Below are 11,262 nucleotides of genomic sequence, written 5' to 3'. Positions count from 1 at the left end.
TGCCCGGGGGGCCCCCGGGGGGGCAAGTGGGGCACCGGGGGGGGGTGGTTGCTCATCCCCGGGGGGGGGGGGGGGGGGGGGGGGGGGGCCCCCCCCCCCCCCCCCCCCGCCCCTGCACGTCGTGCCGCTGGTCAGCCTCCGCAGTGGAAGCGGGCGCTGCCCCAGTCGGCGTGGTCGTTTCCGTTGCCGTCGCCGCCGTCACCGGCGATCAGCTCGACGTACTTGGCCCCGGTGATGTCCGCCGTCAGCGGCCAGGCGCTGTCGGCGGCCTTGAGCACCGGCGACTTCACCTTCTCCGTGCCGTCGGCCGTCACGGAGAACTGCACGCTGCCGGCGCTCTTCTGCACATCGTCCACGCCGACCTCGGCGGTGAACGAGGTGCACTTCCCGCCCAGGTAGTAGCGGACCTTCGCGGGTGCGTGGCTGCCGAGGCCCTTGTCGTACACCACGGCGCCGATGGTCAGCGGGGTGCCGTCGCCGGTGCCGGTCTCACCGTTGGAGAGGTCGCGCTCCACCGGCCCCCAGCCGTTCTCGGAGGCCGTCCAGTCGAGGTCACTGGCCCAGCTGTCCGTGGTGGGAGGCGGCGGCAGCGTCCGCACGGAGCTCTGCGCGCCGAGGTTCCGCTGCGCACCGCCGACCGTGTACGTCGCCTCGGAACCCAGTCGGTACGTCTGGTACTTGGCGTCCACCGGCGGGGTGACCTGCCAGCTGCCGGTGACCTTCGCACCGGCCGCGACCGAGTCGAAGGTGACGTCGCCCGCGGGCTCGGCCTTCCATCCCTCGGGGACGGTCAGCTTCACCGAGACCCCGGTGACCTCGGTGGCCTCGTAGTTGGTGAAGCTCGCCTTCACGGTGTTGGCCGTGCCCGGTTCCAGGGTCTCTGCGGCCGGCTGGACGGTGAGCGTGCCGCAGGCGGCCTGCTCACCGGCGGGCGCAGCGCCGAGGTCGGTCACGGTGAAGCCGTCCAGGACGAAGTCGGCACCCTCGGGGGCGTCGTCGCGCTTGCGCAGCCCGGTCCAGGTGTCGCCGCAGCCCGCCGTGACGGTCTCGGTGAAGTGGCCGGTGGTGTGCTGCGCGCCGATGGCGGTGGTCCGGGTGCCGACCGAGTCGGGCTTCCCGTCCGCGGTGATCCGGTCGTAGCCGTCGACCCACTCGTAGGCGCCGGCGTGGCTGGACTGGTAGTCGTACTCGACCTTGTAGCGGTGGCCGTCGGCCATCGGCACGGTCCAGGGCGCCGTCCGGTAGACGAGCCCGGCGTTCTCCTCGTGGGCCTTGAGGGACTCCTTGCCGCCGAGCACGTCGTCGACGAGCTTTCCGTTCCAGCCGGCCCGGGTGTACGGGGCGTGCAGCTGGGAGATGCTGGTGCGGGGGTCGGTGGCACCGCCCGCGTCGCCCTTGAGGAAGGGGCCCCAGCCCTGGTCGACGTCCTCGAAGTCCTCGTACACGACGGTGTTCTTCTTGGTCGCGGGGGCGTTGGCGACGAGGCGTACGTCATCGGCGCGGACGGTCGCCGCGCTGCCCTTGGCGGCCTCGATGCGCAGGGTGGTGCGCCCGTTGGCGGGAGCGGTGAAGTTCACCTTCGCCCGCTGGAAGTACGTGCCGTGCCAGTCGGATGCCGCTACCTGGTCCTTCGCGGTGGAGCGGTCCACGGCCACGGACTTCCCGCCGGCCGACAGGGTGGTGCGGCGGGTCTTGCCCGGCTGGACCTCGACGAGGGCGGAGGCGGTGTAGCGCGTGCCGGGCTTCAGCCCGCCGATGCTCTGGGAGAGCGCCGCCGTGCCGGTGCCGGACAGCTTCGCGCTGTTGCGGCCCTGGCTGTCGGTGTCACGGACGGCGGTGCCGGTCTTCGACCAGTCGGCCAGCCTGCCGTCGTTGAAGCCGGGGTCGTCGACGAGCGTGCCTTCGCCCCACTTGGCGTCCGCGGCCTTCGGCGCCTTGTCCGGGTAGAGGACGTACGGCTGTCCGGCCTCGGCCGTCAGCGTGATCTTCCCGTCCACGGGGCGGACGGTGCCGGTCTTCACCCGGCCGTTGTCGGTGAGCTCGTAGACGGTGTACGTGCCCTTCGAGGGCACCGCCCAGCTGCTCGTACCGCCCGACTTGCTGTAGTGGTACAGTTTCTTGCCGCCGTCCCACGGCAGCAGGTAGTCGGTGCCACTGAGCACCTTGCGTCCGTGGTCGTAGAACGTCCGCTTGCCGTCCTCGACCGCACCGCTGACCCCGCCGGTGAACGTGATGTCGTTTCCGTCCCAGCGGGTGATCTTCTGCTGCTGGAGGTACTTGGCCGGCAGGTTGCGCTGCCAGATGTTGTCGTAGAAGGCGTTCCAGTCGGTCTCGCCGGTCCAGCCCTCGAACTCGTCGATGGCACTCTGGCCGAGGACCGGGTCGTTGTTCCAGACATCCTTCTCGTCGTTGCGGATGAACCGGATGATCTGCGAGTTGAGGCCCTTGTTGGTGGCGTCGCCGTAGTCGAGGTCATTGGCCCAGTGCGACCAGAGCGAGCCGCGCTCGAACTTGTCGGCCCATTCGCTGGAGACGTTCCAGCCCTGCTTCTGGATGGACTGGAGGGTCTTGTCGGCGATCCAGCCGTGCGTGTAGTAGACGTCGATGTACAGCATGCTGAGGTTGCTGTTCGTCTCGTCCCGCAGCTGCTGGAAGCGCTTGGCCAGGTCGCCGCTGTTGATGTCGCGGCGCTGGTCGATGTAGTAGCTCTGGTTCAGCCAGTTCCAGCCGGGCTTGGACTTGTCGACGAGGTTCTCGTCGAAGGCCTTCGCCTCCGGGTAGGCCTCCGTGGCGTTGACGTGGACGCCGAAGGTCGCGCCCCACTTCTTGCCGTCCTTCAGGAGCTCGTTGAGGTCCTTCAGCCCGCCGGCGCGCTTGTTGTAGTTGCCGCCGTAGTCGGGGTGGGCGGAGTCATGGCCCTCGGAGGCGTACCCCTTGAGCAGCGCGAGCTGGCCGAGGCCGTCCGTGGAGAGGGAGATCCGCTTGACGTCGTCGAGGGTGCGCAGGAAGGGATGGGTCGCCTGGCTGGCGAAGTTGAACGGGATGTGGGTGACGACCCGGTCCGCGGTGTCCTCGCTGCCCGGTGCGACCACGCCGATGGAGCGGAAGGCGACGGCGCCGTCCTGCCAGTCGACGGTCCCGTCCCCGTTGGCGTCGGGCGTGACGACGACCTTCGCCCAGGGCAGGTTGTCGCCGCTCTCGGGCTTGGGTGCGCCGTCACCGCGGTAGGTCCACTGCCCCGACCAGACGCCGACCCGGGTGGAGCCGTCGTCGTCCTTGCGGGCCTGGTGCCAGAAGCGGGCGTCGTCGCCGCCGGTGGCGCCGGAGGGCTTGTCGTACGAGGAGTTGGACTCGACGGCGGCCGCGAGCGATCCGGTGTTGAGAAACGCGTAGGTCCCGCCGACCGGTGCCGCGTCGGCCTCGGTGGCGTCGGTGACCTTCGCGAAGACGTCGGCCGTCTTCGTCGAGTCGGGGTCGAGCTTCGTGAAGGCGGTGGCGGCCCCGGCGTCGGTGCTCGCGACGGAGACGAGGTCGTGGCCGGGGATGTCGATCGTGCCGACCCGGAACGCCGTGGTGTCACGGACGGCGGTCACCTTGAACGTGGTGGCGCGTCCGGACACCGAGAGCGAGGCGTCGATCTCGACGCCGGGCAGATCGGCGAAGGTGAGCGTGTAGCGGGCGGCCGACTTGGTGACCCTGGGTGCGCCCTTGAGCTGCACCGGGTGCGCCTTGCCGTTGAGGGTCACCTCGGTGACGGGCCGGGTGCTGCCGGACAGCTGGTTCCCGGAGGCGCGGTCGGTGTACGTGAGGACACGCGGGAAGTCGTCCGCGACGGCGACGGCGAGCTGCGCGGAGGCGATGACGGCGCCTGCCGGGACGGCCGATTCGGCTGCGGGGGGCGTGGGGGCGGCGGCTGAGGCGGGGAGGGCGGTCCCCACCAGAGCCAGGACGGCGGCTGAGGCGGCGGCAGCAGCGCCCGCCGTAGTGAATCTTGGCGACATGTGCTCTGCGTAGTCGCCGTGTCCGGACACCGTCAACGACGTACGGCCCCGAGAGCCTCTCCAGTCCAACAACCGCTCTGCGTAAGTCCAAGTAAGCGCACGTGGGAAGCAGGGAAGCCGCTGCCGATCCCGCGTTCAGGTGTTGATCGCGGTGTCCGGACCGGAACCGGACGGACACGCCAAGTAGCCGTTCAGGGCGTCGAGTTGTGAAGACCTTCGGTTTTTGAGAGCGCTCTCAGTCACAAGTCTTGACGATCGCCGGGGCCCTCGCGAGAGTGGTGCGCACCGCGGACGCGCTGGTTCCACCTCCCCGCATCATCCTGCCGTCCGCGGCCTCCTGCCCCCCACCATTCACCACCCCCTCACTTCCCCACCCCCCCACGCCTCAGGAGTCCCCTCGTGATTTCGCGCAGACTGTTCCTGACGGGCGGCGCCGCCGCTTCCGCGACCGCACTCACCTACCCCCTCTGGGGAAGCGCGCTGAGTCCACGCGCGTCGGCGGCCGCCGCGACCTGCGAACTGGCCCTGGAGAACAAGTCCCTGTCCGGCAAGGTCAACGCCTACGTCACCGGCCACGAGCAGGGCACCGACCAGTGGGTGCTGCTGCGGGCCGACGGCAGCGTCTACCACCCCGAGTCCCCGGCGGAGCCGCAGACCCCGCTGCCGGTCGACTGCGCCATCCCGCTGAACGCGGCAGGCGACGCACCCGTCGTCGTGACGCTCCCTCAGATGTACGGGGCGCGGGTCTACTTCGTGCACGACGACACCCTGGACTTCTTCCTCAACCCGGGGCCCTCCCTGGTCGAGCCGGCCTTCGCCACGTCCACGGACGCGAACTACGGGCGCACCTGGTCCTTCTGCGAGTTCACCTTCAACCCGGAGCAGCTGTACGCGAACATCAGCTACGTCGACCTGGTGACCGCGCTGCCCATCGGCCTGACCCTGGAGGGCGACACCAAGCACACCGTGGCCCCGCTCCCGGACGGCGCCGTGCAGAAGATCGCCGACGACCTCGCCGCCCAGGCCGCCGCCGACGGGCAGCCCTGGGACCAGCTGGTGAAGCGCGGTTCGGACGGCAACGTGCTGCGGGTCATCTCGCCGCAGAACCTGATGGCGTCGTCCGGCGGCGACATGCCGTTCGGGGACCTGTTCGCCGCACAGGTCGACGAGGTCTGGGAGAAGTACCGCTCGACGGACCTGCGGATCGACCTCCAGGGTGGACGCGGCGTCCTCGCCGGACGGGTCGACGGCGACACGCTGACCTTCGACGGCGGGCACACCTTCTCCAAGCCCAGCTCGCAGGACATCTTCACCTGCAACGGCGGCCCGTTCGCCAACAACCCGGCGGACAACGACGACAAGAAGGCCCTGCTGGCGCGGATCGCGGCCGGCTTCAACCGGTCGATCATGCTCAGCCACCCGGACCAGCCGAACGGCACCACGGTGGCGGACTACTACCAGGGCGATGTGACCAACCACTGGTCGCGGATCGTGCACGCCAACAGCCCGATCGGCTACGCCTTCCCCTACGACGACGTACGCCCCGACGGTGAGCCGGATGTCTCGGGTGCCGCGAACGACGGCAACCCGACGCGCTTCACCGTGAGCGTCGGTTCCTGACCTCCCCCCACGGAGACCGGGAGGGCCCCCGTCCGGGCGGGACGGGGGCCCTTCCACGCCCCGGGAGCGGCCCGGCGGGCGCGGTCCGCGCTCAGGCCGCCAGACCGTTGATGCGGTACTGCATCACCCGGTAGTTCTGGTCGTCGAACCACTGGCTGACGGCGATGTGGAAGTCGCCGAAGGACGACCCCGGGACGATGAAGCCGCCGTACGGGCTCGCGACCGCGTTGCCGGTCTCCAGCCCCGGCACCGTGGGCACGATCATGGTCTGTTCCGGTGTGGTGAACAGATCCGCGGTCGGCAGCGGAAAGATCTGCGCGCGCATGTCCAGCGGGGCCATGTTGAGCCAGGTGAGTGCGTATTTCCCGTCCATGGCCCGGAAACAGATTTCGCCCCAGCGGCGCGGCGCGGTGACGGATGTCGGCGGGTTTCCCCAGGCCCAGACGCCACCGGCATAACCCCACGGCTCATATGCGGCGGGGTTTCCCAGGTCGTTCTGCGGAACCCGGTGAAGCAGCAGATCGGATGTCACCTCGCGGTTGAAGGCCGTTGACAGGACATAGCAGTACCCGTCGTCCGCGACCGCGTAGGTCTTCTGCTGGAACTGCCCGTTGTACTGGTCGCCGGGCCATTGGCAGAGGTATTGCCAGGTCTCCCCGTTGTCGTCGGAACGCCAGAAGTCCGAGTGGTCGGTCCGGTAGATGACCCCGCGCATCAGATGCATGTACATCGTGGAACCGACGGTGAACACGTCGGAGGGAATGGCCGTGGTGCCGCCGTCGTGGCCTTCGGGGACCAGGCCGGCCGCGTGCGCACCGCCCACGCTGCCGTCGATGACGAGCGAGGCCGGGGCGGGGTTCGAGGCGCGCAGCCCGACCGGGGCCCGCCAGTCGGGTCCGCCGACGCCGCCCCCGTCGAAGGTGTCGCCGCACACGAAGAGCATCGAGCCGTCCGGGCACCGCGCCGGAATCCCCAGGTCGGTCCAGGGTGCGGCGAAGCCTCCGGTCTCGGCCGGCCCGGTGAGGTTGCGCACCTTGCCCCCGGTGACCAGGGGCATGGCACGCTCCCCCGCTGCCGCGGCCGGGGCGCCGGACGCGATGCCCGCGACGGCGAGTGCGGCTCCGGTGCCGACGCCGGCGCGCAGAAGTGTGCGCCGGCTCGGATTCATTCCGTTCATGGACGCTCCTGTGGGGAGGGGACACTCCGCAGGAGGATAGGACCGGATACGGCCGCCCCGACAGACGCCCACATCAAGCACATACGACAACGGGCAACAAAAAGGAATTGCGTCATTGGTCGGACCGATGACGGCGGGCGTTGCGTCGCGGCGAATTCTGCGTCGATTCACATCGCCCTCAACTCCCTTACCAGCGGCGACAGATGACTATTCGCGTTCCGTCAACTCCTTTACTGAACGGCGGGCTTGACTCCATATTCGGGTCCGCGACACCGTGCCGCCATGCGACAGAAGAGAATGCTGAAGCTCATGACCGCCGCTGCGGCCACTGCCGGGATACTCCTTTCCGTTCCGGCGACCGCCCAGGCGGCACCCACCCCCCACGGTCTGCGTTCCTTCCAGGCGGCGCACGGCCTGCGTCCCACCGGCAGTGTCGACGCGGCCACCGCGAGGTCCCTGCAGGCGGCGCCCGACAGCGAACTGCGGACGGTCTTCACGGTCGCCGCCGACCTCGGCCCGGAGGAACTCGCCAACGCCCGTACCGTCATCGGCGTCGGCAAGGGCGCTCAGATCCCCGAGCAGGGACAGGTCATCGCGCTGATGACGGCCATGCAGGAATCGAAGTTCGTGAACTACCTGACCCCGGTGGACCACGACTCGCTCGGCATCTTCCAGCAGCGCCCGAGCACCGGCTGGGGCACCCCGGAACAGATCACGGACGTCCCCACGTCGTCCAAGTCCTTCTACGGGGTCGCCCCGTTCGGCAGCAATCCGGGCCTCATCCAGATACCCGACTGGCAGACCAGGCCGCCGGGCGAGGTGTGCCAGGCGGTGCAGGTGTCGGCCTTCCCCGACGCCTACGCCCAGTGGGAGCAGTTCGCCCGCGACCTGCTGGCCCAGGAGGGCCCCACCGTCGACCCGATCTACTGAGGCACGCCGCGGCCCCCGCCCGGGCCGGGGGCCGCGGCGGCACCTCATGTGTCCAGCCGGCTACGGAGCGAGGATGCTGATGCCCAGCATGCGTGCGCCGTTCTCCGTGCGCGGGCGATGCGTACTGCCCGGCGCGAACACGACATAACTGCCCGGCCCGAGCCGCCGTCCCCGGTCGATGAATTCGCCCGAGATCACGTAATAGCGCTCCTCGCCCTCGTGCACATCCACCTCGGGCCATTCGGTCCCCGGCGCGAAGTCGTACATCCAGCCGCGGGCCCACTCGGTGGCCGGCAACCTCCGCCGGATGATCCCGGGGACGACCTCGACGGGTTCGATCTCGTCAACGTGCAGGATCTGGACATCACTCGAATCTTCGGTCATGACCCCATCGTCGCGGCGGCGGCTTCTCCGGCCCAGTGTCTGGATTGACGCCTGCGGGTACTTTTCTGCCATGAGCGTTCACCGGGTTGCCGCGCTGGTCCTGCCACCGCAGTCCACGTTCGAACTGGCCTGCGCAGCCGAGGTCTTCGGTGTGGACCGCCCTGGACTGCCGAGACGTTACGAGTTCGCGGTGTGCACCGGGAGTCCGGGAGCGGTGCCGACCCTGGCGGGATACGACATGCTCGTGACCGGCGATCTCACGGCACTCGACGCGGCGGACACGGTGGTGATCCCCGGATGGCAGCGCCGCGACGAGGCGGCCCCGCCCGACGTGATCGATGCGGTCCGGCAAGCCCACCGGCGCGGCGCCCGCATCGTCGCGATCTGCTCCGGCACCTTCCTGCTGGCCGAGGCCGGCCTCCTGGATCATCGCAGGGCAACCACCCACTGGCGGCTGGCCGGTGAGCTCGCGGGCCGTTTCCCCGACGTGCGGGTCGAGCCCGACACCTTGTACGTCGACCTGGACGACATCGCCACCAGCGCGGGCACCGCCGCCGGCATCGACCTGTGCCTGCACCTGGCCCGCGCCGACCACGGCGCCGCCTACGCCGCACACATCGCCCGGCACATGGTCATGCCCCCGCACCGCGAGGGCGGGCAACTCCAGTACAGCACCGCGCCCCCTTCCGACCGCCAACCGCAGTCCCTGGCCCCGGTCCTCGACTGGGCCGCCGAACGGCTGCACGAACCCCTCACCGTCGACGGCCTCGCCGCACAGGCCGGGATCGCGCCGCGCACGCTCGCCCGCAGGTTCGCCGGCCAGCTCGGCGTCAGTCCCGGCCGATGGCTGCTCCAGCAGCGCGTCACGGCGGCCCGGGCCCTCCTGGAGGCGACGGACCTCCCCGTGGAGACGATCGCGGTGCGCGTCGGGCTTTACTCGGCCGCGAACCTCCGCAGACGCTTCCACGCCATGGTGCACACCACGCCGGCCGCCTACCGGCGCTCCTTCGGCTGCCACGAGCACGGCACGGACGCCCGGCCGGGCGCCTGAGGGGACCCTCCGCGCACGACGGCGCCCCCCGCCGTTCCGGAAGGGCGGGGGGCGCCGTCGTGCGCGGGGTCGAGGCCTCAGCAGCCGCCGCAGTTGTGGTAGGTCACGTCCCAGTGGTTGCCCTCGTCCGCGTAGACGTTGCCGGAGCCGGACTGGTACTGGGGTGCCCCGTCGCCACGCAGGCCGATGTAACTGAACACGCCGTGGATGTAGTTGGTGAGACAGGTGGTCTTGCCGAAGTCCAGCTTGTAGCCGTTCCAGTGCGAGTACGTGCCACTGGCGTGCCCGGTCTCGGTACCGCCGGTGATGTTGAGCGCGCAGCCGGTGGCGCTCTTGAGTGTCTGGGCACCCTGGGCGGTCGGCAGGTTGAGCTGGTCGAAGGAGGTGCAGGTGGCGACGTTGCGGTTGGAGCAGCCGCCGGAGGACGACCAGGTGACGCCGGACGAGGTGAACCGGGCGGTGGCCTGGCTGTGAGTGAGCTTGCTGACGGCGAAGGCGTCCGTCGTACCGGTGACCACCCCGACGCCGGGGGCGAAGAGAACGCCGAGGACGAGGGCGAGGGCGGTGAGGACGGGGCGCAAGGTCATACGGGGCACCATGGGGACTCCTCCTGTGCATGACAAAGGGGCAGAGGGAGATAGTGCCCGAGTTCTACGCGCGTCCGCCAGAGGGTCCGACGTAACGGCCGCATGAACACGCGGCGCCATCCGTAACAGTCCGAACCGTAGATGTTGAACTTTGAACAAGATGGGTCTACAGTGAATGTCGTTGAAGGTTAAACAACTACGTCGAGTCCGCTCGATCACGTCCCCGAGGAGGAGCCATGGCTCTGTTCAACCGCAAGAACAACGACACCCCGACCGCCGCCACCACCACCGCCGCCGTCGACCCGGCACTGGCCGCCCTCACCGGCGACTACACGATCGACCCGGCACACAGCAGCATCGGCTTCACCGTGCGCCACGCGATGGTCACCAACGTGCGCGGCTCCTTCGGTGAGCACGAGGGCAGCCTGAAGCTGGACGGCAGCAACCCGGCCGGCTCCGCCGCCTCGATCGACGTCAAGATCGCCAGCGTGGACACCGGCATCGCGGACCGTGACGGCCACCTGGTCAGCGGCGACTTCTTCGACGCCGAGAAGTTCCCCCTGATGACGTTCCGCTCCACCGCCGCCGAGCAGCTCGGCGGCGACAAGTACCGCGTCACCGGCGACCTCACCATCAAGGACGTCACCCGCCCGCTCGCCATCGACCTGGAGTTCAACGGCTCCGCGACCGACGTGTACGGCAACGAGCGTGTCGGCTTCGAGGGCGGCGCGGACATCCTGCGCTCGGACTGGGGCCTGACCTGGAACGCGGCGCTGGAGACCGGCGGTGTGATGGTCAGTGACAAGGTGAAGCTGAACTTCGACATCTCCGCGATCAAGGCCGCCGCACCGCAGGCCTGACACCCCGGGGAACACCGGACCCGAGCGCGCCCGCCTTCCACCCCTTCCCGGGGCGGACGGCGGGCGCTCGGCGTGCGGTCACGTTCGGTCACCCGGGTCCGGGGCCGGGGCGATCCCAGCGTCCATGCGCGCAGCCTGCCGTCGCACCGGCAGCCAGGGGGCAAGGTGTTGTCAACCCGCTCCTGAATGTAGTACTTCTTATATATGAGCGAGCAGGTACACAACAGATTGGCGATGGTGCGCGCGGAACGCAAGGTGTCGCGACAGACACTGGCCGAAGCGGTCGGCGCCCACTACCAGACCATCGGCTACATCGAGCGCGGGCAGTACAACCCGAGCCTCGATCTTGCGCTGCGCATCGCCGAGTTCTTCGATCTGCCGGTGGAGGCAGTCTTCTCCCTCCGCCCGTTCCGCCCGCTCACGGACGAGGTCTACGGGAGGAAGCAATGACCAGCACCACCGGGGCAACCCGGCACACGCGCTACGACCAGCGGATGTTCGCCATCATGAACGATCGTCGGGCGGGCGCGCTGTACGCGACGGCCGCGCGACGGCGCGCGGCCGACGCCGCCCATATGGTACACACCGCGGCAGGCGTGGCGGCAAGCATCGGCACCAAACTGAGCGCGGTCTCGTATAAAAAAAAACGATC

Annotated in this window: 9 protein-coding genes and 1 pseudogene; 6 read left to right on the top strand and 4 right to left on the bottom strand. The window is 69.5% G+C overall.

From position 1 onward, the window contains the following. Nucleotides 1–131: 131 nt before the first annotated feature. Entirely contained in the window at nucleotides 132–4,001 is a 3,870-nt protein-coding gene (locus ACFVW8_RS35840) for an endo-alpha-N-acetylgalactosaminidase family protein (protein ID WP_389697613.1), read from the bottom strand. A 399-nt stretch (nucleotides 4,002–4,400) separates the two neighbouring features. On the opposite strand from ACFVW8_RS35840, the gene ACFVW8_RS35835 reads away from it, so the two are divergent. Further along, nucleotides 4,401–5,621 carry a glycoside hydrolase family 64 protein gene (locus ACFVW8_RS35835; RefSeq protein WP_389697611.1) on the top strand — a complete coding sequence of 407 codons (1,221 nt, stop codon included), beginning with the start codon at nucleotides 4,401–4,403 and terminating at the stop codon, nucleotides 5,619–5,621. Nucleotides 5,622–5,712: 91 nt separating this feature from the next. Here ACFVW8_RS35835 and ACFVW8_RS35830 read toward each other — a convergent pair whose 3' ends face one another. Continuing rightward, nucleotides 5,713–6,798, bottom strand: coding sequence for a DUF4185 domain-containing protein (locus ACFVW8_RS35830; protein ID WP_389697609.1), 1,086 nt, complete (start codon nucleotides 6,796–6,798; stop codon nucleotides 5,713–5,715). A gap of 282 nt (nucleotides 6,799–7,080) precedes the next feature. Here ACFVW8_RS35830 and ACFVW8_RS35825 point away from each other — a divergent pair, with 282 nt between their 5' ends. Further along, nucleotides 7,081–7,728, top strand: a complete 648-nt coding sequence (locus ACFVW8_RS35825) for a peptidoglycan-binding protein (RefSeq protein WP_389697607.1) — start codon at nucleotides 7,081–7,083, stop codon at nucleotides 7,726–7,728. A gap of 60 nt (nucleotides 7,729–7,788) precedes the next feature. On the opposite strand, the gene ACFVW8_RS35820 is transcribed toward ACFVW8_RS35825, so the two are convergent. Further along, nucleotides 7,789–8,112, bottom strand: coding sequence for a cupin domain-containing protein (locus ACFVW8_RS35820; RefSeq protein ID WP_389697605.1), 324 nt, complete (start codon nucleotides 8,110–8,112; stop codon nucleotides 7,789–7,791). A 70-nt stretch (nucleotides 8,113–8,182) separates the two neighbouring features. On the opposite strand from ACFVW8_RS35820, the gene ACFVW8_RS35815 reads away from it, so the two are divergent. Further along, complete coding sequence (locus ACFVW8_RS35815) at nucleotides 8,183–9,163, top strand: helix-turn-helix domain-containing protein (RefSeq protein ID WP_389697603.1); 981 nt, start codon at nucleotides 8,183–8,185, stop codon at nucleotides 9,161–9,163. Between the two features lie 77 nt (nucleotides 9,164–9,240). On the opposite strand, the gene ACFVW8_RS35810 is transcribed toward ACFVW8_RS35815, so the two are convergent. Then, a complete protein-coding gene (locus ACFVW8_RS35810) occupies nucleotides 9,241–9,762 on the bottom strand; it encodes a hypothetical protein (RefSeq protein WP_389697601.1) in 522 nt (173 codons plus the stop codon). A 224-nt stretch (nucleotides 9,763–9,986) separates the two neighbouring features. Between ACFVW8_RS35810 and ACFVW8_RS35805 the strand changes: the two genes are divergently transcribed. The 3 genes and pseudogenes from ACFVW8_RS35805 to ACFVW8_RS35795 form a co-directional block, all read left to right on the top strand. Then, on the top strand, nucleotides 9,987–10,610 hold the full coding sequence (locus ACFVW8_RS35805) for a YceI family protein (protein WP_389697599.1): 624 nt from the start codon (nucleotides 9,987–9,989) through the stop codon (nucleotides 10,608–10,610). Between the two features lie 204 nt (nucleotides 10,611–10,814). Further along, the gene (locus tag ACFVW8_RS35800; protein WP_389697597.1) at nucleotides 10,815–11,060 is read left to right on the top strand and encodes a helix-turn-helix transcriptional regulator; all 246 of its coding nucleotides are present in this window, start codon (nucleotides 10,815–10,817) and stop codon (nucleotides 11,058–11,060) included. Continuing rightward, a pseudogene (locus ACFVW8_RS35795) lies at nucleotides 11,057–11,262 on the top strand (hypothetical protein); the annotation flags it as partial. The gene ACFVW8_RS35800 and the pseudogene ACFVW8_RS35795, both read left to right, overlap by 4 nt.

The organism is Streptomyces sp. NPDC058221 (assembly GCF_042882365.1).
Classification (GTDB): domain Bacteria; phylum Actinomycetota; class Actinomycetes; order Streptomycetales; family Streptomycetaceae; genus Streptomyces.
Note: the sequence above shows the minus strand (reverse complement) of the source record. Positions and strands in the feature narration are given on the sequence as shown.